Here is a 22,575-nt window from a genome sequence, read left to right as displayed (position 1 = left end):
TGACGGCTCAGCTGAGGTCGAGGCGGGCCAGCTGCGTGCGGGTGGTGACGCCGAGCTTCGGAAACGCCCGGTACAGGTGGTAGCTCACCGTCTTCGGGCTGATGAACAGCATCGCGGCGATCTCGCGGTTGGTCTTTCCGGCCGCGGCGAGCCGGGCGATCTGCAGCTCCTGCGGCGACAGCGTGTCGTGTTCCGGCGCGGGCGTCGTCGCCTCCCCGGCCGCGCGCAGCTCGGCCCGCGCACGGTCGGCCCAGGGCGCGGCGCCGAGGCGATCGAAGAGCTCGGCGGCGGTGCGGAGGTGAACGCGCGAGTCGTGCTTGCGGCGCTCCCGGCGCAGCCGTTCCCCAACGATCAAATGCGTGCGGGCGGCCTCCCACGGGAGATCGGGGACGCCGGCGGCCTCCGTGAGCGCGGCCCGGCACCTGGCCAGCGCGGCGTTGGACCAGTCGGTGTCGCACGTCGTGGCCCACGACTCGAAGCGAACGTAGACCGCCTCGGCCCGGTCGCGCCGGCCGGCCTTGATCGCCGCCTCGATCTGGTCGGGGGCGGAGTAGACGGCCTGCATGTGTCGACCGGCCGGGCCTCGGTGGGCGGACTCGAAGCGGTCGGAGGCCTCGGTCGCGCGCCCTCGCCCCAGGTCGAGCAGCGCGAGCGCCCACGCGGACCAGGCCGGGTCCCCGGTGGCGGCCAGGCGGATGCACTCGGCGTCCTCACCGCGCGCGGCCGCGATCCAGGCGAGGATGCCGTCGAGCTGTTGCGTCGGGCCGCCCAGGTCGGTGGCGAGCTGGAGTCCCTCGGCGGCGGTGGTGACGGCGTCGCGGAAACGGCCCAGGTGGAGCTCGGCGGCGGCGAGCGTGGCGAGCGCCCGGGGCAGACGGCCGGCGGCGCCCTCCTCCCGCGCTCGGGCCACCGCGGACGCGGCGATCGCGCGGCTGGCGGTGAAGTCGCCGATGAGCCCCGCGACGAAGGCGGCCTCGATGTCCTCGGCCGCTGCTACGAGCTCGGCCATCGCTCGCATGCCATCGCGGGACGGGGTCTCGCCGTCGATGGTGGCCAGGGCTGCGTCGAGCCCGGCCGCCGAGCGCAATCCGCGTTCATGCAGCAGGCCGGAGACCTCCGCCAGCCGCGCGCGGTCGCCCTGCTGCCAGGCGTTGCGGGCCGCTTCGAACAGCATGGGACCCGCCACCGATCGCGGGGCGTCACGGGCACCGGTGATCAGCAGTTCGTGCGCGGTGGCGGCGTCCGGGGCCAGCTTGGCGCGCAATCGAATGGCTTCGGACGGCGGCAGTCGGTCCAGCAGGGCGCGGACCTGGTCGGGGCGGCCGGCGACATCTGCGGCTTCGGCGGCGGCGACCAGCCGGGCAAGGCGTTTCGGCGAGGCGGCGGTCAGGTCGGCGGCGCGCTGGAGGGCGGCTGCCGTGGCCGCGTACCCGGTGCGGCCGCGCGCTCGCTCGGCCGCCTGCTCCAGCGCGACCGCGGCCTCCTCGTCGGGCCCGGTCGCCGCCGCGGCCAGGTGCCACGCCCGGCGGTCCGGGTCGTCGACGGCTGCGGCCAGCGAGCGGTGGGCGGCGAGGCGGCGGTCGAACGTCGCGTGCCGGTACGCGGCCGCGCGCAGCAACGGATGGGTGAACACGACGCGGCCGTCCAGCACCTCGATCAGCCCGGCGCGTTCGGCCTGGGACAGCGCGGTCAGGTCGGCGCCCGCGCGCAGCAGCGTGGACAGGTCGGCCCGGTCGTCGGTCGCGGCCAGGAGGAGGGCGTCCGGGGGCAGGGTGTCCAGGCGGGTGGCGAAGGAGTCCTGGATGCGTGCGGGCAGGGGCACCGGTCGGTCGTCCGGGAACGTGCGGGGCAGTTCGAGCAGCGCCAAGGGGTTGCCGGCGGCGGCGGTGAGGACTCGTGCGCGTACCGGCGAAGGAAGGTCGGCGACCAGATGGGCGGCGGCCTCCGGGCTCAACGGCGGGACCCGGTGCGCGGGAAGTCCGGCGAACTCGCGCGCCGCGAAGACCATGGCGATCGACTCGGCCTGCAGGCGGCGGGCCACGAAGCGCAGGCACGCGGCCGAGGCGTCGTCCAGCCAGTGGGCATCGTCGATGAAGCAGGCGACCGGGCTCGCCTCGGCCAAGAGGGACAGGACGGCCGCGCCGACCAGCAGGAGGTCGCCGGGTGCGGGCGGGCCGAGGCCGAGGGCCGCGCGCAGGGCCGCCGACTGCGCGTCGACCAACGCGTCCGCGCGGTCCATGATGGGGAGGAGGAGCTGGTGGAGGGCGGCGAAGGGTACCTCCGCCTCGGTCTCCACCCCCGCGCACCGCAGCACCGTGAAGCCCGATGCCGCCGCGGCCGCCTGGGTGAGCAGGGCGGTCTTGCCGATGCCGGGGTCGCCGAGCAGCACGAGCGCGGCGCTCTCCCCCGCGCGGGCGCGGCTCAGCACGCGCGCGAGCTGCGCCTGTTCCGCCTCCCGCCCCCACAGCACGGCCACCGACCCTACCCGGCCCCTTAGGTGCCCGACCGGTCATGTGTCCGGTACCGGCTCGGGCCGTGCGATTTCTAGCTTTTTGGGCATGGCAGCAGTAGTGGAGTTGCAACACCTCAGCAGGCGGTACCGGAACGGGGTAACGGCCCTCGACGGAGTGTCACTCGCGTTCGAGCGAGGCACGTTCACGGCCGTCATGGGGCCGTCGGGGTCGGGGAAGTCGACGCTGCTGCAGTGCGCGGCGGGACTGGACCGGCCGACGAGCGGGCGCGTGGTGGTCGACGGGCAGGACCTGACCGGGCTGGGCGAGCGGGGGCTGACCCTGCTGCGCCGGCGCAGCATCGGGTTCGTGTTCCAGGGGTTCAACCTGCTCCCGGCCCTCACCGCGCGGCAGAACGTCGGGCTGCCGCTGCGCCTGGCCGGCAAGCGCGCGGACGCGGCCACCGTCGAGGCGGGCCTGGCCGCGGTCGGCCTCGGCGAGCGCGGCGGGCACCGGCCGCACGAGCTGTCCGGCGGGCAGCAGCAACGCGTCGCGATCGCGCGGGCGTTGGTCACGGCGCCGGCGGTACTGTTCGCCGACGAGCCCACCGGCGCCCTCGATTCGGCGAGCGGCCGCGACGTCCTCCAACTCCTGCGCGGCCTCGTCGACGAGCGCGGCCAGACGATCGTGATGGTCACCCACGACCAGGTCGCCGCCTCATACGCCGACCGCGTCGTCACCCTCACCGACGGGCGGCTCGCATGATCGCCATCGCGCTCGCCACGCTGCGGCTGCGCTGGGTCTCGTTCGTGGGCACGTTCGTCGCGCTCGCCCTCGGCTCGGCCCTCATGGCTGCCCTGGGCCTGGTCCTGGACACCACGGTGTCTTCACCCGCAAGACCGCCGCAACGGTACTCCGCTGTGCCCGTCATCATCGCCCCCACCCAAACCCTCACCGTGCGCGGCGCCAGTGCTCCGTTGGCGGAGCCGCGCGGCGTCCCGGCCGACCTGGTCGCCGCACTGCCGGACGCGGTCGTGGACCGGGTCTTCCCCGCGTACTACCTCCGCGACGGCGTCGGCCGCCCGTGGTCCGCACTCGGCCTCGCCGGCCAGAAGCTCCACAGTGGACGCGTACCGGCCACAGTGGACGAGATCGCGGTGGACGAAGGCCGCCTCGGCGACGTGGTGCCGGTGGTGACGGCGGACGGGATCAGGCAGTACACCATCGTGGGAATCGTTGACAAAGGCCCGCAGCCGGCCGTCTTCTTCACCGATGCCCAGGCCGCCGCCCTGTCCCCTCGCGTCGACGCGCTCGCCCTGAACCGCCCGGCCGCCGAGGTACGCCAGCTCGTCGGCGACCGCGCGCTGGTCCTCACCGGCCAGGACCGCGCCCGGCTCGACGCGAACCGCGCCCCGGACGCGCGGGCGCGCAACAACGCCGCGACGATCGTCGGTATCGCACTCGGCTTCGCCGCGTTCGTGGCCATCTTCGTCGTCGCGTCCACGTTCGCCTTCGCCGTGGCCCAGCGCCGCTCCGAGTTCGCCCTCCTGCGGGCCACGGGCGCGACACCGGGCCAGGTCCGCCGCATGGTGTACGCCGAGGCGCTCCTGGTCGCGCTGGTCGCGGCGGCGGCGGGCGTCCTCGCGGGCCCCACGCTCGGCCGCGTCCTGCTGCCGTTCGGCGCGCCACCCTGGATCACCACCGTTTCGGGAGCGGTCTGGCCACAGTGGACAGCATTCGGTACCGGTGCGGCGGTTGCTCTTCTCGGCGTTTCCGCGGCGGCCTGGCGAGCCAGCCGCGTGCGCCCGGGCGAGGCGATGCGCGAGTCGGTGGTCGAATCCCGCATCATGCCGCCGACCCGCTGGGTGCTGGGCTTCGGCGTGCTGGCGTTCGCGCTGGTCACCATGGCGATCACCGCGATCGACAACCCGGCGGGCGCGACGAACCGCAAGTCGTACATGCCGATCGTGATGCTGCTGGTCGCGGCGTGCGGCCTGCTGGCACCCGCGCTCGTTCGGCCCCTGACGGCTCCGCTGGCCCGCCTGCGCAGCGCCACCGGCCAGGTCGCCGCCGCGTCCGCGCGCGCCTCGGCCCGCCGCACCGCCGCGATCGCCGCCCCGGTCCTCGTCACCCTGGGCCTCGCCGCGTCGCTGCTGACCGCGTCCGCGCTGACCGACACCGCGAAGTCCACGATGGACAAACCACCGATCGCCGCCCCGGCCACGGTGGTCCCGACGAGCGCGGCCGGCCTGGACCGCGAGCTGCAACGCGCACTCCCGGGCGCGCAGTTCTCGACCCCGACGAGCGTGTACACATTGGAGGGTGAGACCGTCCTCATAAGACGCGACGCCGCGGCCGTCACGTGGGTCCCCGACGACGCCATCATGGTGACCCCGGACCTCGACCTGCCGCTCGGCACGCTCGCTCACGTCTGGTTGGCGGACGGCTCCCCGATTTCGCTGCGCGTGATCGGGTTGCTGCCAATGGGCGCCCCGGCCGACATCCTGGTCGGCGCGGGCCGGGCGTTCTCCGCGCTGCCCTCGGTCGCGTACGTCCCGGCCACCACCAGGATCCCGCCCGGCCACAACGCCCGCTTCGGCCCGGCCTCGACCCCGTCGAACGACGCGAGCCGGACCGGCCTGCTCGTGGTGCTGGCGATCATCCTCGGGTACACGACGCTGAGCCTGGTCAACACTCTGCTCATGGCGGCCCCGGACCGCGCCGGGGAGCGGCGCTCGCTGCACCTGCTCGGCGCCTTGCCGGGCCAGATCCACCGCATGGCGATCACCGAGGTACTGATCGCCGTCGCGATCGGGGCGGTGCTGGCGGCGGGGTGCGCGGTGCTGGCGGTGGGCGGCCTGTGGCTGACCCTGCTCCGGGTCACCGGCCCGCTGGCGATCACCGTGCCCTGGCCGCTGCTCGCCGTCCTGACGGCCGGCACGACCGCCTTGGCCGTCCTGACCACCCGGTGCAGCCTGCTCAGTCCTCGTCGCTGAGCGGATACTCCCGCCGGCGGTGGCGGCGGACCGGGAGCTCGGCCGCCTGTTGCAGTCGCTTGAACTCCGGTAGCGGGACGGCCTCGTCGCGGTCCTGCTGCCTGGTCGCGGTCTCATCGTGCCGCGTCACGTCGCGTTCCATGACGCCCTCCTCAACCGGGAGCCGGCCTGTAATTGTATCAATACCCTATGCAACATGCAGATAATCGCGGCGGAGGGCATCTTCGATCACCGCGGCCGTCTCGTCGGGCTCGCCGGCCGCCACGCCCAGGCGGGACCAGGCCTTCTGGTACGGATCGGCCTGTTCGGCGTCGGTCAGGAACTGGGCGCTCTCGATCTGCTCCAGGTAGACGACGTCCTGGAGCTGGGCGTTGCGCAGCCGCAGGATCGAGAACGAGGTGCCCGGGCTCGCGGGGCCGGCGGCGCCGAAGGACAGGACCTGGATCCGGGTGTACTGCCGTTCGTTCGCCCGCACCAGAGCCTTGAGCTGCTCGCGCATGACCTGCGGGCCGCCGACCGGGCGGCGGAGGGCGGCCTCGTCGACGACCGCCCACAGGCGCGGCGATCCCGGCTCGGTGAGGATGCGCTGGCGCTGCATGCGCACGTCGACGCGGCGGCGGACCTCGGCCTCGTCGGCGTAGCGCTGGCGCATCACCGCCTCGGCGTATGCCGGTGTCTGCAGCAGGCCGGGGATGAAGCGCATCTCGTAGGTCCGGATGTACTGGGCGGCCGATTCGAGCAGGAGGTAGGAGCAGAACCAGTCGGCGAGCACGTCGCGGTGCTCGAACCACCAGTGCCGATCGCCGGCGCGGCGGGAGAGGTCGAGGATGGACTTCCGCTCGGCCGGCGGCACCTGGTACAGCCCGAGGAGGCGCTCCAGGTCCTCCTCCTTGACCCGGACGCGGCCGAGTTCCAGGCGGCTGATCTTCGTGTCGTCGGCCCCGATGTACTGGCCGGCGGCCGTGCGGGTCAGGTCGCACGCGGTCCGGTAGTCGCGTAACTGGCGGCCGATCATCTCTAGGACGGCCTGCGGGCGGGCGGTAGTCACGCTGCTCACCATGCCGTCACTTGGCGTAGACATGCAAGGGCATCTGCACGCGTGCATGCACGTGCAGATGCCCTGTCATGCGGTACAAGATCAGCCCATGGTTTTTTGTCCGTCGAGCGACTCGCGGAGGATGTCGGCGTGGCCTGAGTGCTGGGCCGTCTCGGCGACGATGTGGTGGAAGACGCGGCGGGCGGAGCGGCGGGCGCCCGGCTTGAACCAGGGTGCCGGCGGCAGCTCGTGGGAGCTGTCGAGGTCGCAGGTGCGCACGAGCTCGTCGGTGATGGCGGCGATCTCGTCGTACCGCCGCAGGATCCCGTCCAGGGTCTCGCCCTCGAGCATCTTGAAGTTGTTGGCCCACTCCTCGTAGCCGCTGGGCTCCTCCGGGGGCGCGACCGCGGCCGGGCCCTCGACGATGAAGCGGGCCCAGCCGCGCTCGATCTCGCCCACGTGCTTGACCAGGCCACCGAGGGTCAGTTCGCTCACCGTCGGGCGCTGGCGGGCCTGCTCGTCGGTGAGGCCCTGCACGGTGTACTTGAGGAAGTGGCGCGCCGTGGTCAAGGACTCGAGCAGATCGTCGCGTTCCATCAGAAGCCGTCCTTCGAAAGCGGTGGGGAAGCTGTCACCGAGAACATTAGGCGGGGATGCGGTCAGGTTCTGGCCGCTTCCGTACGACCCACAGGGCACTTCCGTACAGCGCCAGCCCGAGCAGGATGAAGCCGATCGCGACCGCGTAGTTCCACGGCGCGGGCATGTAGGTCGCGAGGAACCACGACGAGTCGGTCTTGCCGTTGGCCACGAAGAGCAGCGCGACGATGCCCTGCGGGAAGAGCGGGATGGCGCCGAGGCCGAACCCGATGCCCGCGATGTTCTTCTTGATCGGCGGGAGGTCGCTGTACGGCGTCATGCGGGACGACGCGGCCTTCCGGCCCGTGCGCATCGTGTCGAGCAGTTCGGGGCCGTGGGTGAGCAGCCGGCGCTCGGCGAGCCGCCCGAACAGCCAGTAGCACAGCGCGCCGGTGAGCAGCCCGACCGGCAGGCCGGCCCAGCCGAAGTAGATCGCGACCAGCGCGGCGGGGGCGCCGGAGACCAGGACGAGGGCGAGCATGAGGTACGCGAGGCCGGTCAGCCCGCCGTCGTCCTCGCTCGTGCGCAGCGGGTTGCCGGCGCGCTTGTGCGGGTCGGTGCCGGGGACCAGCGCGTACACCGAGACCAGCGGCACCAGGCCGGCCGCGCCGCCGAGCAGGGCGGGCAGCAGGGCGAGGACCAGGGGCCACGGCCCGCCGACGAAGGCGGTGCAGATGACCGTCAGCGGTACCGCGATCGCGCCCTGCGTGGCGATCCAGGCCAGCTGCCGGCCGCGGACGTCGGTGGCGCCCGGGCTGAGCATGGTGAGCCAGAGGGCGGTGCCGTCGGTCCCGTACAGGTTCGAGGCCATGCCGGCGGCCATGACGATGAAGATCGGCCCGGCGTACGGCAGCATCCCGTTCCACCCGATCACCAGCGGGCTGGCCGCGAACCAGACGCCGTAGGCGAGCGCGAACGCGAGCTGGTGATTGCGAACCAGGTCCCGCGACCAGGTGCGCATCTCCTTGGCGACGACCGCACCGGCGGGGGTCGACGCGGTGATCGGGCGCCGCCCGCGACCGGAGACCCGCGGCCGCCCCGCGCGCCGCCCGAGGAGCGCGGCCCAGAGTGCGAGCAGGACCAGTACCAACGCGGCGAGGGCGGCCAAGGCCCACCATTCGCCGCGGACGGCCAGCAGCCCCCACCCCGACGGCAGGAACCACACCGCGCGCGGCGTGCCGGCGACCCCGAAGGCCACCATGAACACCCAGATCTGCCCGAGCGAGCTCAGGATGACCCCGTTGACGACGCCCGCCGCGACCGCCCCGATCCGCGAGCGCAACGCGATGCCGACGAGCGCGACGGACACTTTGGACAGGAGCACGAAAACCGCCAACTGCAACAGCATCGCCGGTACTGCGACGAGCGTATTCACCACACCCAAGCGCGTCCCGGCCACGATGAGCCCCGCGAGTGCCCCGAGCGTGACGAGCGGTGCGACGCCGACGAACGACGCGGTGAGCAGCCCCGCGGCGAGGCGGCGGGGCGGGAGGCCCAGCATGGGGAAGTACTCGGGGCGCAGGGTCTCGTCCCCACCACCCATGAACACCGGGCCGAGCATCCACCCGAGCATCCACACCGCGAGTCCCGCCGCGAGGAAGTCCGGACCGAGATAGCCGAGGTAAGCCGTCCCGGCCGCGAGCACCACCCCGATGACGGCTCCCGTGCCGGCGGTCTGCGCGCGCTGCCCGCGGTACGAGTGCCGCATCACCGCGAGTTTCATCTGCGCCATGGTCAGCTCGACAGCCACGACAGCTCCTTCTTCATGGCCGCGCGCTCCCCGCCGACCAGCCCGACGAACGTCTCTTCCAGCGTCTGCACACCCCTGACCGAATCAAGCGGCCCAGCGGCGACGACCTTGCCGTCATCAACCACACCGACGTGGTCGCAGAGCTGCTCAACCAGCGCCATCACGTGACTGGAGAGCACAATGGACCCCCCGGTGGCCACGAATCCGCGCAGGATCGTCTTGATCGTGGCCGCCGAAACTGGATCGACGGCCTCGAACGGCTCATCGAGCACCAGCAGCCTCGGCGCGTGCAACAACGCCGTGGCGAGCCCGATCTTCTTGCGCATGCCGGTGCTGTACTCGATGACGAGCGTGCGTTCCGCCTCGTCCAACTCCAGGACGGCGAGCAGTTCGTCGGCCCGCTGCGCCACGACGTCCTTGGGCATTCCGCGCAGCAGTCCGAGGTACGTCAGCGCCTCCCGGCCAGTGAGCCGCTCGGGCATCGCCAGGCCGTCGGGGAGTACGCCGACGAGGGCTTTGGCTTTGGCCGGCTCCGCCCACACGTCCTGCCCGAAGATCCGCGCCCGCCCGCCATCCGGCCGCAGAAGCCCGACCGCCATCGAGAGCGTCGTGGTCTTGCCGGCGCCGTTCTGCCCGACCAGCCCGAAGAACGAGCCGCTGGGGACTTCGAGGTTGATCGCATCGACCGCGACCTTGTCGCCGAACCGCTTGGTCAGCCCGGCGATCTCGAGCGCCGGCCCCGTCTGCTGTGACATGCATTCAAGGTAAGAGATCTTTATGACGGTGGGATTGAGGCTGCTTCCCGAACCGGGGTGTAGCTATCTGCACCCCTCCGCACCCCCTCAAAGCCATAAGGCCCTCAGCGGCCGCGGGCCCTGCCTGTGGTGACGAGGCGCCGGTGACGAACGAGTGGCCGGCCCGGGTCCAGCAGGAACTGCAGCGCTTCGCCGAGGAACGTGACTGGCCGCGGTACCACACGCCGCGGAACCTGCTGCTCGCCCTGGTCGGCGAGGTTGGTGAGCTCGCCGAGCTGTACCAGTGGGACCCGGAGGAGCCCCCGCCCGCAGACCGGGTGGCCGAGGAGATCGCCGACGTGATGATCTACCTCCTCCGCTTCGCCGACGTGACCGGCATCGACGTCGAGCGGGCGGTCGCGGACAAGATCGCCTACAACGCCACGCGCTTCCCCAAGGCCGACCGATGAGCCGCACGGTGTACACCATGTCGGTGACCGCGCCGACGAGAACTTCTCGATCGGGATGGCCGGCGACATCTGGGGCTGGAAGACCTTCGCCAATGGCGGCCCGAAGGTCGCCGAGGCGCGGGACTGGCTGCTGGAGCCCGACCTGACGACCGAGCCGACCTGGCTCGTCTTCGTGCGCGGCGTCCGGCCCGTTCTGCCGGCGCCCTCCGGCTGGCCGCGCACCCGACCGGAGGACTTCGGCGCCTGGCTCGGCGCGACCTTCGAGTCGGTGACGTGCCGCCTGCTCGCCGGGGCGCTCCGCGAGGACCACGTGCGTTCGGTGTGGCCGGACGACCAGTACCCGTACCGCGTCGACCTCGATCCCGACGAGGAGGATCTCGGCCGGGTCCGCGCGGCCGACCTCAACGAGGACGCCGTCCGCGCGATCCGCCATTCCGCGGCGCAGAAGGGCTGGCCGATCCTCGGTCCGCCGCTGTTCCGGACCGACTCGCTCGCGCCGGACAAGCACCTCCCGGCGCCGGCCGGCCGCGAGACGGTCGTGCGCACCATCCCGTTGGAGCGCAACCGCACCACCACCTTCGAGCGCCGCCCCGGCGAAACGGTGGTCGCCGCACGCAAGGAGGCGGGTCTGGTCGAGCGGTACCAAAAGTTCATCCGGGACACTTTGGGCCACCACGCCGTCCGCAACGAGATCACGCTGCCGGGCGAGCTCGACACGTTCTTCACCGACGTCTACGTCGAGGAGATCGACGAGCTCCTGGAGGCCAAGTCCTCGTCCCGCCGCGAGCACATCCGGCTCGCGATCGGCCAGCTCTGCGACTACGCCCGCTTCGTCGAGCCGACCTCCCGCGCGGTGCTGCTTCCGGAGCGCCCGGACCAGGACCTCATCGACCTGCTCGAGACCCAGGACATCGACTGCGTCTACGAGCACGGCCCGGGCCGGTTCGAGCGCGCGCCCCGGCGGCTCACTCGGGAGGGCTGAACGCGGCGAGCTCGGCGCGGGAGCCCAGGTCGAGCTTATTGAAGATCTTGCGGAGGTGGTAGTTCACCGTGTGGGTGCTGATCCCGAGGCGGGTCGCGATGTGGCGGTTGATCAGGCCCCGGCGGACGAGCCGCGCCACCTCGCGCTGGCGGTCGCTCAGCGTGGACCAGCCCGCCTTCGTCTCTTTCGCCGAGGCCGGCATCACGGCCACGACCAGGATCTCGCGGTCTCCCGGCACGTCGGCCAGCAGTCCGCGCAGTGCCACCTCGATTGCAGCGATGTCGTACATGCCGTCCTCCCCCAGTGAATCGGACGCCGAGCGTTTAGTGGAAGTTACTGGAATATAGCGGAGGGCCGCAACGGTGTTCGTGGGCGGAAGTGGGGATTGCTGGAAATTACTGGGAGGCGTACCGTCAGCACATGACCGATGACGCGGAGGAGATCGAGCGCGAGCTCGCGGCGCTCCGTGCCCAGGTCCGCCAAGCTCGCGCCGCCGGGGATCGGCCGCGCGAACGGGCCCTCCGCGCCGAGCAACAAGCGCTCGAACGGGCGTGGGAGGCATCGCTCGAGCCGGAGCCGGCCGCGATCCCGACGCCGCGCGAGGGCGGGTCGCTGCTGCCGCTGCGCGAGCAGGTGCATGGGGCGTTGACGCTGCTGGCCGTACCAGCGGCGCCAAAACTCATCGCGCAGGTCTACAACGCGTGCTTCGGCGGCGACATCGACAGCGCGAAGCTCACCAGCCTGCGCCGTGACGAGGAGCGTTCGTTCCGCATGAACGCCTTCGCGCGGCCGTACTACCTGTGCGCCGCGCTCAGCGCCGATCGGTTTTCACCCGTCCGCGGGCTGCTCGCGGTGTCCACGTGGCCGCTCGAACAGCGCATCATCGGCGCGCTCAGCCCGCGGGTCGACTTCCTCCGGGCGGCCATGCGGATCGCGGAACACGTCGAACGTCTTCCCGATACCGACCGGGCCACGGCCCGCCTACTGTGGCTGTTCGCCGAGAACATTCCCGGCGCCGCGGACGGCATCGGCTCGGCCAAACCCGCGGTCGTCATCCGCGCCGCCGAGGCCGAGCTGGCGACGCACGAGCCGGTCGACGGATCGCACCGCGAGGCGGCCGCCGCCCGGGCCAGGGCCCAACTCGACGACGCCGGCCAGCTCTTCGGCGTCAATCTCAAGGCGGTCCCCAGAACCGGCACGTGAACCACCGCGAAGGAAGTGCCACCGTGAACAGCACCGAGGAACGGCTCGCCGAACTGCGCGGGCCGGTGCCGCCGTTGCCCCACAACGCCCGCACGATCGCCGCGCTCACCACCAACCCCGGCTGCGCGCGCCGCGCCCTCATGGACGCCGCCGGCGTCGACAAGCGCGCGGTCGCGTCGCGCGTCGGGTTCGCGCCGCCGTACGGCCAATCGCCATTCGCCATTACGCGCACCCGCTCGTTCGTCGCGCAGGTGAAGGCCAACGGCTGCGCGGAACTGCTGCGCCTGCTACGCGAAGTGCTCAAGCTCGACATCAAGGAAGTCGCGTACCAGGACCTCGAGGATGCCGGCGGCAACCACAGCCAGGACGTGCGCCACCAACTGGCCCGTCAGGTCCTCGGCACCGCCGCCGCACAGGTCGACGACGCCGGCACGCTGTTCGATCACCCCCTCCTCAAGCTCCCGGTCGGCGGCCGGCAGGTCTTCCTCGAGCCCGACCTCATCGCCTTCCAGTACCAGGGCGTCTTCCACATCATTGAAATCAAGTCGTTCGCGGTCATCGACGACCAGGCCGACGGCGGCAAAGTGGCCGCGGCGGCCGTGCAGTCCGCGGTGTACGTCGTCGCCCTACGCCGCCTCCTCGAAGAACTCGGCCACGACCCGAACACCGTCTCCGATCGCGTCGTGCTCGTCTGCCCGAAGGATTTCTCCAATCGCGCCGTCGCCACCCGGCTCGACGTGCGCCGCCAGCTCACCGTCCTCAACCGTCAACTCAAGAACATGGAACGCATTGACCAGCGCCTGTCCCACGTGGACGAGGGCGTCACGTTCGACCTGCAGCCCGACCGTGACGGCCGCCCGACCCGCGCAGTCGGTGAGCTGTGCGTCGCCATCGAGCACATCCCCGCGCGCTACTCACCGGAGTGCCTGTCGACGTGCGAGATGTCGTACTTCTGCCGCAACGAGGCCCGCCGCAGCACGCACGCCCTGGGCAAATCGGTCAGCGAGGAGCTCGGCAGCGTGGACACCATCGACACCGCGCTGGCACTCGCCGCGGGCGACCTCGAGCCCTCTCCAGAACAAGCAGAAGCCGCACTTGTACTGCGTGCAGCCCTCCGCCTCCGCGAAGAGTGCCTCGCATGAGCTCCCTGACCTCGCTGGCGAGGGCCTTGGCCGTTCGCGATGAGCGGGCTCAGCCTATCGCCACGGTACGACACTTTTTCGTGAGCGAGCGCCCGCTCGTCCTCATCCCGCTGGCCATGGCCGGCGAGGCGAACGCTCCCCTGGCCGCGATGGTCGGCTCGGCCCCTGATCAGCCCCGCCTGCTGATCGTCCCGCAGCCGCGCAACCGCGATCAGCGCTTCCAGTTCGCCGCCGAACTCGGCCGGATCGTGAAGTCCTATGTGGACAGTTTCGCCCGCCACCAGGAGGACGTGACGGGCCGCCGGCGGTTCACGGATGCGCCGCAGTTGTTCGTACCAAATCCGGGCGGTATTGATTTTGTAAGGCTGTTCGGCCGATCGACCCGCCTGCGCCGGACCTGGGGCGAGTATGCGGTCAAGCCCGAAGTGCCCACGCTCGGCAAGTGGCTGACGTTCTATGCCGAGCGCGCCGAGCACCCGGGTTCGTCGCTGATGCTCGCGATGACGTCGGCACTGAGCATGCACTGGGCAACCGGCCAGAGTGCCGTGGAGGACGCCAACCTGGCCGCGTTGATGGCCTGGTTCGGCGCCGACCCGGTCGAGGGTGCCCTGGCGGCCGAGGACCCGGAGCGCTGGCCGCCCGCGGGCCCGGCGACGGACCCGACGTTCGACGCGGCGACGCTGGCTCCGGCGATCGAACGGTACAGCAAGACGGACGCCGACTCGATCGCGCGCCAGATGGCTTTTGAGCGCTTGGTTGCCGCCCTGCGCACGCAGCTCGAACCGACGTGGCAGCTGATGTGGCAGGCCCTGGACCGGCTGCGCGATCTGCAGCCGGGCGCGAGCGTGCTGGACCGGTGGGCCGAGGACCGCGACGCCTTCACGAATTATGTCGAGTACCTTGCGAGCGCGGGCGCCCTTCCACAGGCGCGCCGCGACTCCGCTGTGGCTGCCGCGCGTCGGCTGAACCGTCTGGAGCGGGCGCAGGCCGCCTTCGACGCCCAGCGCGCGTTGGACGATCCGCTGGTCATGGCCGAGTTCCGGCTGACCGGGGAGGCCTTCGCCGGGTCGGTCGTCGCCGCCGAGCCGAACCGCTTGGATGCCTCAGGGCCGCGGCGCAAGCTCCGTCCACATGTGACAGTGCGCACCTCGGATCCGTTGCGCCTTCCCGTTGGTACCGACCTGGCCTCGCCAACCCGCCGCTCGCAGACCGCCCGGATCGTGTCGATCGAGGGCTCGGATGTGGTGCTGGAGCTGACGGGCGGCATGGGCCGAGCCCTGACGCCGGCCGCGGGCAGTGTTCCTGAGCTGGGCGAATACGTCACGTACAGCACGGTCTCGACTGCGTACCAGCCGAACGGCAACTTCCCGGCGGTCGAGGACACCCCGTGGACCCACGGCGGCCCGCCCCCACCGCCGGAACCGACGGAAGAGGACGCCGTGGAGGCCTGGTCATGACCACCGACATCTTCCCGGACGTCATGCAGTCGCTGCAGTTCGCCCCTCAACCGGGCGTGGTCGTCGACTCCCCACCGGGCGCGGGAAAGTCCACATTGGTCGTTCGCGCGGCGCGCCACATCGCCGAGACGGGCGAGCCGCTGGCCATCGTGGCGCAGACGAACGAACAGGTCGACGATCTGATCGCGAACCTGGCTCGCTCGTCGCCCCAGCTGCCGATCGGGCGCTTGTCCGCTCAGGGGTACGTCCCGGTGCCGCGCATTTCGGTGAACAACAACGTGACGGTCGACAACGCGGTGGCAGGGTTGGCGGGTTGCGCGGTCGTCATCGGAACAGCGGCAAAATGGTCCACCCTGAAGGACGGCAACTGGCCGTGGGCGATCGTCGACGAGGCGTACCAGATGCGCTCGGATGCTTTGCTCCAAATCGCGGGCCGCTTCGACCGCACACTGTTCGTCGGCGACCCGGGGCAACTCGACCCGTTCTCCACCGTGGAAACGGAACGCTGGGCCGGATTGTCGTGGGACCCGCAGCTGAGCGCGGTGGCGGTCTTGTTGCGCCACAACCCCGAGACGCCGGTCTTCCGCCTGCCGGTCTCGTGGCGCCTCCCGGCCACCGCCGCGCCCGTAGTGTCGGAGGCCTTCTACCCATTCACTGGCTTCACGTCGGGGACCTCGCTCGCCGACCGTTCCCTGTCGTTCTCGACGACGGCGTTCGGGTCGCATCCGTTGGACACCACACTGCAGACGGCGGCGGCGACGGGATGGGCGTTGCACGAACTGCCGGCCCGGCACAGCATGCGAACGGACGACGAAGTCGCTCGGGCCTGCGCCGATCTAGCACTGCGGTTGTTGGCCCGAGGTCCGGTGGCATTCTCTGAGAAATCGCCTGCCGGCGCAGAGGTGACGGCGGATCGAATCGCGATCGGCACGGCCCACCGGGATCAGGCCGCCGCGGTCCGCCATCATTTGCCGGCCGATTCGGGCATCACGGTGGACACGGCGAATCGGCTCCAGGGCCGCGAGTACGACGTCACCATCGTGTGGCATCCCTTGTCGGGCCGCCGCGACGCCACGGCTTTCCACCTGGAGGCCGGTCGCCTGTGCGTGTTGACTTCCCGCCACCGCCACGCCTGCATCGCGGTTGCCCGCGCGGGAATCACTGAGTTGCTGGATGCCCATCCGTCGACCGGCCGTGTCTACTTGAACGAGATCGTGAAGTTCCCCGACGGCTGGGAGGCGAATCAGGCCGTCATGTCCCACCTCGAACAACACCGCGTACCGGCGTAAAGGACACCCGCATGGCGCTCGCAGACATTGACCACACCGCCATCGAGGCGGCGATGAGGGAATTTGACGAGCTCGGCCGGAAGGAGTTCCTCGCCAAATACGGGTTCGGCGCCGCCACCACGTACCTGCTGCGCCACAAGGGTCGCTTCTATGACCCGAAGGCGATCGTCGGGGTCGCTCACCAGAGCGTCGCCGACCGAAAGCCGCTCAAGCCGAATGAGTTCGACGCCACGGACGCCATCGCCCGCCTCGAGCGGCTCGGCTACGAGGTGCTGCCATTCAACGGGCTGTGGTGGGTGAATCAGGGCGACACGTATCGGATTGAGCGCGACGGCGGCTACGTGTGGGCGCCACAGCTCACCAAGACCGGACGCCCGGCCGCGCACCACGTGAACGTGAACAACCTCGCGGTGGGCCAGCGGATCCTGCACTACGCCAACGGGAAGATCGTCGCGATCGGCACCGTTGCCGAGGCACCGTACGCCGCGCCGAAGCCGGCTGACATCAGCTCCGACGCATGGGGCGATCTGGGCTATCTCTGCCCGATCGATTACTACGAGCTCCCCACACCGATCCTGCGCGACGACTTTCCGGTACGCGATCCCGAGGTTGGGCCGTTCACTAAGAACGGTACGGTCCAGCAGAAGTACCTCATCCCAATCAGTCAGCCCTACGTCTGCACGGTGCTGCAGTTCCTGAACGAGCGCATCCCCGATCTGTTCGACAGCCCAGTCACCAACCCGCACGCGAGCAGCGCGCCGATGCCGGCCGCCGAGCCCGATGGACCAACCGACCCGGTGCTCGAGGCCCTTCTGGCGTTCAAGAATGTCGTGCTCGAAGGCGTGCCCGGCACGGGAAAGACCTACGCCATCCAACGGCTCGCGGCAATGTGGCAGGCGTCGACCGGGCGCGAGCTTCTGTCTTTCGATGGCCGGCCGTACACCGTGATGGTCCTGCACCCCAGCAGCTCGTATGAGGACTTCGTCGAAGGACTGCGACCCGGGTCGACAGCGACAACAGAGGGCGCCGGGCTGTTCGACCAGCCGGCGGCGGTCGATAGTGGCTTCAGCGTCCGGGACGGCTTCTTCCTCAAGGTCTGCGCGGCGGCCGCGGCGGCACCGGAGAACGACGTGCTAGTCCTTCTCGACGAGCTCAATCGGTGCAATGTGCCGAGCGTGTTCGGCGACCTGTTGCTGACGCTCGAGGCATCTCGGCGGGCAAGGTGCGTGAAGGCAACCGGCCCCACGAGCGCGCAGGACTGGCGGGTCGACACGCCCGCGCAGCTGACGTACAGCGGCCGCACATTCTTTGTCCCTGACAACGTCTACGTCATCGCCACCACGAACACGACGGACCGGTCCGTGGCGCCCCTGGATGCCGCACTGCGCCGCCGGTTCGCGTTCCACCGCCTCGAGCCGACCATGCCCGACGCGGACGCGCTGCCAAGCTCGGTCGCCGGCCCCGCGCGAAACCTCTTCGTCCAATCGGCCAAGGTGCTGCGCGACCTCAACGACCATGCGCTGCGGCCGTGCCTCGGACCGGATGCGATGCTGGGCCAGTCCTACCTGCACGCTGTCGCCGAGTCGCTGACGCAGGCCTCGACGCTGGAATCGGCGATGCGGCTGCTCGAATTGCAGTGGCGGTACACCATCCTCCCGCAACTCATCGATATCGCCCGTGGACTTGGCGCCGACGATTTGCTCGGCACCAACACGCGCAGCGCGTGGTTCACGCAGCATCTCGAGCTCGAGCAGGTGCGCAAGTCGGCGCAGCCGGCCCTGGACGGACTTGACAAATTCCTGCAGTCGCTCGAACTGCAGATCGTCGTCGACGGCACCGGGCTGGCGCGTGGCGCGCGCATCACGACGTATCGGCAGAGCGCCTCGAACGTCGAGCCGGTCCCGGCCGGCGAGCAGGATGACCTCGACAGCTGGGAAGACGAGGACTTGGACGCGCTGGACGAAGGCGCATGAGCGTTACGCTCGCGGCAGCGCCCCGCGGCGCTCGGATCGGATTCACCGCCGCCGGCAACGCGGAGCACCAGGTCGTGTTGACCGTTCTGCCCAAGCCGTGGCGGCCGCTGGGGACCGCGCGCACCGTGTTGGTGCAGGAGTGGCCGGAGCGCCGGCACCACGAGGTGGTGCTGTACGAGCTGGACCGACTGCACGTCACCGCGACCGAGTCCTCGATGGAGGAGCTCCTTGAGCGCTGCCTCGAGGTCTCCCGTCAGGCCGACAACGGCGCAGTGCGCTGGGACAGCAGTTTGCTGGCGCCGGACGTCCGACCACGCAATCTCGGTGCGGGAAAGGTGCGCGAGGTCGACAGCAACCCGCACGGCGGAACCGCCGACCTGTTGCAGCTGCTCGATCGCCTCGAGCTGCTCACACCGCCACCGGAGGCTATTCATGCGATGCCTCGGCGCTCGCCGCTGCATCGGCCACTGTTGTGCCGGCGATTTCTCGATGAGGTGCTGGCCCGGATGCATGCGGTCCGCCGCGGGTACCGTCCGGTCGTCGTCACCCGCGCCGCGGTCCGCGGTCGGATCGATGTGGCGAGCGTCGTGCGGTACACCAACACCGGTGATCCCCGGCTGGTCTGCCGCTACGACGAGCTCACCGAGTCAACGCAGCTGCTCGGCATCATCTGCGCGGCGCTTGAGCGCATCGCCGATGGCCTCGGCGTGCGACCGCTCTTCCGCGGCAAGTTCAGCGATCGGCAGCTGCGGCACGACGCGGTGACCCTGCGCCGCGCGATGGCCGGCGTGACGACAATGCCGACCCCGACCGCACTGCGGATCGGACCGCGCCTGCACCTCAACCGGCTCGATCGCCCGTGGGCGGACGCGCTACGGCTCGCGGTGGCGGTGCTCGGCGACTGGGCGTACGCCGCCGAGGAGATTGGCCGCCCATACGCCGACGCCGTCGAGCTGTCGATCCCGACCGACAAGCTGTGGGAAGAAGTTGTCCACCAGGTGCTGACCCGCAGCCGCTTCACACGCGTGTTGGCGCAGCAATCGCTGCCGAACAATCTCGTCGAAGACCCGTGGGTAGCGGATCCGCCGAAACCCAGTCAGAGCCGTCCCGACAATGTTGCGTGGCGAGGTGCCGCGATCTGGATCGCAGACGCGAAGTACAAGAGCCTCGATTGGCGTTCAGCGCCGGACCGCGGCGATCAGTACCAGATGTTCTCCTACACCCACCTCTTCTCCGACCCGAGCAGCATCGTCGAGCAGGCGCTGCTGATCTATCCGGGCGATGGCCCGAACGGTGAGTGGCGCCGCGGCCGCGACGGCCCGGTGGCCCCTACGAAGCTGGCCACAGTACGGTTTCCCTTCCCGCAGCCCACTGACGCGCAATCTCCGGCGGCGTGGGACGCCTATCTTGACCAGACCGCGGATCGATTTGTGGCATCGATGGCGCTCTGACCTACGATTCCAATCGTGACCGGCGTCCGCGAGCTCGTCGCCCGGCTCGCTCTATGGATCGAGCGCCTCATGCCCGCCGGCGAGCGGCGCACCGCACTGCTCGCCGCCCTCGAAGCACAGTTCGGCGCCGACGACGCTCCGGTGACGGCCGAAGCGTGCGCGGCGATCGAGCACGCCGCCTGGCCGTTCGCCCGGCACATCGCGCTCATCTACGAGCCCGACGGCACCGATCCCCCCGACACCGAAGCACGTGAATGGCAATTGCCAAACGCTGCCACGGTACGCGCACGAGCCGGCTGCGTCTCGCGAGTCGAACGACGCACGGACGGTACCGGCGTAATCCGCATCGACGGCCTGGACCCAGTCGGGCTGGCCCAGCCGTTCATCGACGCCGGTTTCGCCCTGCTAGCAGGATCGAAGCGAATCGTGCTCGACCTGCGTGGCAACGGCGGCGGCGAGCCCGGCACCGTTGCGCTCATCGCGGGTTGGCTGCTCGGCGACGACCCCGTCCAACTGTCCGAGGTCGTCGGTTCAGCGGGAAGCCGCCAATGGTGGACACCCGCGCGCCCACCCGGCACCGCACTGCGCCAGGACACCGTAGTGCTGGTCGGCCCGGGCACCTTCTCGTCGGGCGAAGCGCTCGCATACCACCTCCAGCAGCGCGGCCGAGTAACCGTCGCCGGCGAACGAACCCCAGGCGCGGCCGACCACGTGCTACCGATTCGCCTGGCAACGAACGTACTGGCGCATGTCCCCCGCGCGGTCGTCATCGACACGGTCACCGGCAGCAACTGGGAAGGCACCGGCGTCATCCCCACCGAAACTATTGCGAAACATCTATGAGTTTCGCCGCGAACATGGGGATTCTGGCGCCATGCGTCTCAAACGAACCCGGCTGTACCCCATCCTGGCGGCGCTTTCCGTGCTGCTCGGCTGGAGCGTGTACGCCGCCATGCCCGCCGCGCAGGCCGCCACCTCGCCGCTCGTCTCGCTCAAGTTCCTGATGATCATCAAGCCCGTCTCACAGGTGCCCGGGCTGTCCGCGACCCTGAACCAGAGCCAGATCGACGCCGCCCGCAACGCCTTCCTGACCACGTTCCCGCGCATGGTCGAGGACCTCACCGGCGGCCAGGTCGACATGAACACGCAGGTCGTCGTCTCGCCGAGGCCGCTCACGAGCATCGGCTACCAGGGCCTCATGGTCGAACCGTCCAACGTGCCCGACGACGTGAACCAGTACGTGCACCCGCAGGAATGGGACGGCGTCTTCGTTTACAACGCCTTCCGCCCACACGCGTACTTCTCCAGCGGCTCACCCGGCCCGTACAACACCGGTTGGACGAGCATCAATGCGCGCGACGACCTCGGGTACAACCAGGATGCCCTCGCCGGGTGGGTGCACGAAATGCTCCACCAGCTCGGCGAGCAGTTCTACTTCCAGCAGCTGCACGTCCCCGGCGAGGTCGGCGTCCACGATGGAGAAGCGAGGGGCTACAACCAGAACAGCAATGGCCTCCCGTACTGGCTGGGCTGGTACAAGGACTACCTGAACGGAACGATCCCCGGCAATCTCGGCCTGGGCGCAAAGGCGTGGACGCGCGGCAACCGCCGTGGCGTCAACGACCTGCCCACGGGACAAATGATCGCCGGCATCGGCTCGAACCGCTGCGTCGACGTTTCCGGCGGCCGCAATGCCGACGGCACGAAGGTCCAGCTGTGGGACTGCCACGGCGGCCCAGAGGTGCGCTGGAGCTGGAACGGCAGCGCCCTCGTCAACGCCAAGACGGGCAAATGCCTGGACGTTTCCGGCGGCCGTACCGCATCGGGCACCGTCGTTCAGCTGTGGACCTGCCTCGGCAATCCCGCCCAGCAGTGGCAGTTCGTGAACGGCAACCTGAAGAATCCGAATTCGGGCAAGTGCCTGGACGCCGACGGCTGGGGTACCGCCAATGGCACCCAGCTCATCATCTGGGACTGCGGCAACGCCCAGTCGAACCAGACCTGGCGATTCCAGCAGTAACGATTCCGCACGCGGCCCGGACTCCGCCAACGTTCGGGCCGCGTGTCGCATTCATCGATCGCCGATGCCGCCGAGGGCGAGGGCTCCGAACACGATGAGGAAGAAGCCGAGGATGATGAACTCCCCGGTCAGCTTCCACGCCGAGCCCCGCGCCTCGTTGGCGAGGGCCTGGGCTCCGCCGAGGCTGCGCCAGGCACGGCGGGCGAGGGCGTACAGGTAGCCGAGCCCGAACCCGATCACCCCGCCGGCCAGGAATCCCCCCAGCGTGACATGAGTTGAATGGTCCACGGGATTCACGATCCCAGATTCGACCCCGGACGAGAAGCCACTAAAATCGGACGCTTTCCGGCTACCCGATACGCTGCGTGTACCATTCCTGAACGGTGAGTGCGTATTGCACCTCATCAGCGTCTTCAAACATAAAAGTCGCGACGTGTTTGAGACCGCACTTCTCCATCACGCGCCGCGAGCCGGTGTTGATGGCCATCGTCTCGGCGTACACGCGCTGCACCCCGACCGTCGCGAAGCCGCGGTCGATGAGCGCCCGGCAAGCCTCGGTCGCGTAGCCCTTGCCCCACGCCTCACGGCGAAGGCGGTAGCCGACCTCGATGCCGGACCGATCGACCGGCGCGGGCGGGTCGAAGTCGCGGTGCGGGCGGAAGAACACCCAGCCCAGGAACGCGCCTTCGGCCTCGACCGCCCAGTAGCCCAGATCGTCGCCCTGCTCGTAGTACGCGAGGATGCGCGGCAGCCCCTGGTCGCGGAGCTGCTCCCGCGGCGTGGGGTGGCCGCCGTTGAGGTACCGCATGACCTCGGGATCGCTGTCCAGCTCGACGAGATTGTCGAGGTCGTCTGCGGTCAGCCGGCGCAAAACCAGCCGCTCGGTCTCCAGATGCACGCGCATGGCGACCATCATCCACGACACCTCGATACCACCGGTCCAGATATCGGAATCCATGAATCCATTCGTCCGGTTCATTCCGGGT

At 70.2% G+C, this 22,575-nt stretch carries 21 protein-coding genes; 12 read left to right on the top strand and 9 right to left on the bottom strand.

Annotated elements, in window-relative coordinates; translation table 11 throughout:
- Positions 1–7: 7 nt before the first annotated feature.
- Entirely contained in the window at positions 8–2,476 is a 2,469-nt protein-coding gene (locus ACQP00_RS01820; RefSeq protein ID WP_433213351.1) for an AAA family ATPase, read from the bottom strand.
- An 82-nt stretch (positions 2,477–2,558) separates the two neighbouring features.
- Between ACQP00_RS01820 and ACQP00_RS01815 the strand changes: the two genes are divergently transcribed.
- Positions 2,559–3,215 (top strand): ABC transporter ATP-binding protein, encoded by a 657-nt coding sequence (locus tag ACQP00_RS01815; RefSeq protein WP_433213348.1) that lies wholly within the window; start codon positions 2,559–2,561, stop codon positions 3,213–3,215.
- A complete protein-coding gene (locus ACQP00_RS01810) occupies positions 3,212–5,446 on the top strand; it encodes an FtsX-like permease family protein (RefSeq protein WP_433213345.1) in 2,235 nt (744 codons plus the stop codon). The genes ACQP00_RS01815 and ACQP00_RS01810 overlap by 4 nt, the downstream gene beginning before the upstream one ends.
- Here ACQP00_RS01810 and ACQP00_RS01805 read toward each other — a convergent pair.
- The 5 genes from ACQP00_RS01805 to ACQP00_RS01785 form a co-directional block, all read right to left on the bottom strand.
- The gene (locus tag ACQP00_RS01805; protein ID WP_433213342.1) at positions 5,430–5,588 is read right to left on the bottom strand and encodes a hypothetical protein; all 159 of its coding nucleotides are present in this window, start codon (positions 5,586–5,588) and stop codon (positions 5,430–5,432) included. The two genes, ACQP00_RS01810 and ACQP00_RS01805, sit on opposite strands and share 17 nt — an antisense overlap.
- A gap of 45 nt (positions 5,589–5,633) precedes the next feature.
- Complete coding sequence (locus tag ACQP00_RS01800; RefSeq protein WP_433213339.1) at positions 5,634–6,494, bottom strand: helix-turn-helix domain-containing protein; 861 nt, start codon at positions 6,492–6,494, stop codon at positions 5,634–5,636.
- 90 nt (positions 6,495–6,584) lie between these two features.
- A complete protein-coding gene (locus ACQP00_RS01795; RefSeq protein ID WP_433213336.1) occupies positions 6,585–7,079 on the bottom strand; it encodes a DinB family protein in 495 nt (164 codons plus the stop codon).
- A gap of 46 nt (positions 7,080–7,125) precedes the next feature.
- Positions 7,126–8,868, bottom strand: coding sequence for a hypothetical protein (locus ACQP00_RS01790; protein ID WP_433213333.1), 1,743 nt, complete (start codon positions 8,866–8,868; stop codon positions 7,126–7,128).
- Complete coding sequence (locus tag ACQP00_RS01785; protein ID WP_433213330.1) at positions 8,853–9,623, bottom strand: ABC transporter ATP-binding protein; 771 nt, start codon at positions 9,621–9,623, stop codon at positions 8,853–8,855. The genes ACQP00_RS01790 and ACQP00_RS01785 overlap by 16 nt, the downstream gene beginning before the upstream one ends.
- 143 nt (positions 9,624–9,766) lie before the next feature.
- Here ACQP00_RS01785 and ACQP00_RS01780 point away from each other — a divergent pair, with 143 nt between their 5' ends.
- Both ACQP00_RS01780 and ACQP00_RS01775 read left to right on the top strand, forming a co-directional pair.
- On the top strand, positions 9,767–10,072 hold the full coding sequence (locus tag ACQP00_RS01780; protein WP_433213327.1) for a nucleotide pyrophosphohydrolase: 306 nt from the start codon (positions 9,767–9,769) through the stop codon (positions 10,070–10,072).
- 55 nt (positions 10,073–10,127) lie between these two features.
- Entirely contained in the window at positions 10,128–11,054 is a 927-nt protein-coding gene (locus ACQP00_RS01775; RefSeq protein WP_433213324.1) for a hypothetical protein, read from the top strand.
- Here ACQP00_RS01775 and ACQP00_RS01770 read toward each other — a convergent pair.
- Positions 11,038–11,343, bottom strand: coding sequence for a helix-turn-helix domain-containing protein (locus tag ACQP00_RS01770; protein ID WP_433213321.1), 306 nt, complete (start codon positions 11,341–11,343; stop codon positions 11,038–11,040). The genes ACQP00_RS01775 and ACQP00_RS01770 overlap by 17 nt on opposite strands.
- 131 nt (positions 11,344–11,474) lie before the next feature.
- On the opposite strand from ACQP00_RS01770, the gene ACQP00_RS01765 reads away from it, so the two are divergent.
- The 8 genes from ACQP00_RS01765 to ACQP00_RS01730 are packed head-to-tail and all read left to right on the top strand — an operon-like array spanning position 11,475 to position 21,589.
- Positions 11,475–12,257: a hypothetical protein gene (locus tag ACQP00_RS01765; protein WP_433213318.1), complete on the top strand. Its 783-nt coding sequence runs from the start codon at positions 11,475–11,477 to the stop codon at positions 12,255–12,257.
- Between the two features lie 23 nt (positions 12,258–12,280).
- The gene (locus ACQP00_RS01760; RefSeq protein ID WP_433213315.1) at positions 12,281–13,399 is read left to right on the top strand and encodes a hypothetical protein; all 1,119 of its coding nucleotides are present in this window, start codon (positions 12,281–12,283) and stop codon (positions 13,397–13,399) included.
- A complete protein-coding gene (locus ACQP00_RS01755; protein WP_433213312.1) occupies positions 13,396–14,856 on the top strand; it encodes a hypothetical protein in 1,461 nt (486 codons plus the stop codon). The genes ACQP00_RS01760 and ACQP00_RS01755 overlap by 4 nt, the downstream gene beginning before the upstream one ends.
- Positions 14,853–16,145, top strand: a complete 1,293-nt coding sequence (locus tag ACQP00_RS01750; protein ID WP_433213309.1) for an AAA domain-containing protein — start codon at positions 14,853–14,855, stop codon at positions 16,143–16,145. Before ACQP00_RS01755 ends, ACQP00_RS01750 begins: the two co-directional genes overlap by 4 nt.
- An 11-nt stretch (positions 16,146–16,156) precedes the next feature.
- A complete protein-coding gene (locus ACQP00_RS01745) occupies positions 16,157–18,118 on the top strand; it encodes an McrB family protein (RefSeq protein WP_433213306.1) in 1,962 nt (653 codons plus the stop codon).
- Positions 18,115–19,569 carry a 5-methylcytosine restriction system specificity protein McrC gene (locus tag ACQP00_RS01740; protein ID WP_433213303.1) on the top strand — a complete coding sequence of 485 codons (1,455 nt, stop codon included), beginning with the start codon at positions 18,115–18,117 and terminating at the stop codon, positions 19,567–19,569. Before ACQP00_RS01745 ends, ACQP00_RS01740 begins: the two co-directional genes overlap by 4 nt.
- A gap of 15 nt (positions 19,570–19,584) precedes the next feature.
- Entirely contained in the window at positions 19,585–20,412 is an 828-nt protein-coding gene (locus ACQP00_RS01735) for a S41 family peptidase (protein ID WP_433213300.1), read from the top strand.
- A 31-nt stretch (positions 20,413–20,443) separates the two neighbouring features.
- A complete protein-coding gene (locus tag ACQP00_RS01730) occupies positions 20,444–21,589 on the top strand; it encodes an RICIN domain-containing protein (protein ID WP_433213297.1) in 1,146 nt (381 codons plus the stop codon).
- 51 nt (positions 21,590–21,640) lie between these two features.
- On the opposite strand, the gene ACQP00_RS01725 is transcribed toward ACQP00_RS01730, so the two are convergent.
- Positions 21,641–21,877 (bottom strand): hypothetical protein, encoded by a 237-nt coding sequence (locus ACQP00_RS01725; RefSeq protein WP_433213294.1) that lies wholly within the window; start codon positions 21,875–21,877, stop codon positions 21,641–21,643.
- A gap of 61 nt (positions 21,878–21,938) precedes the next feature.
- A complete protein-coding gene (locus tag ACQP00_RS01720; RefSeq protein WP_433213291.1) occupies positions 21,939–22,547 on the bottom strand; it encodes a GNAT family N-acetyltransferase in 609 nt (202 codons plus the stop codon).
- Between the last annotated feature and the right edge of the window lie 28 nt (positions 22,548–22,575).

Source organism: Dactylosporangium sp. CS-047395 (assembly GCF_050942185.1).
Classification (GTDB): domain Bacteria; phylum Actinomycetota; class Actinomycetes; order Mycobacteriales; family Micromonosporaceae; genus Dactylosporangium.
The sequence above is the reverse complement of the archived record's forward strand: the minus strand, read 5'-3'. Positions and strand labels throughout refer to the sequence as shown.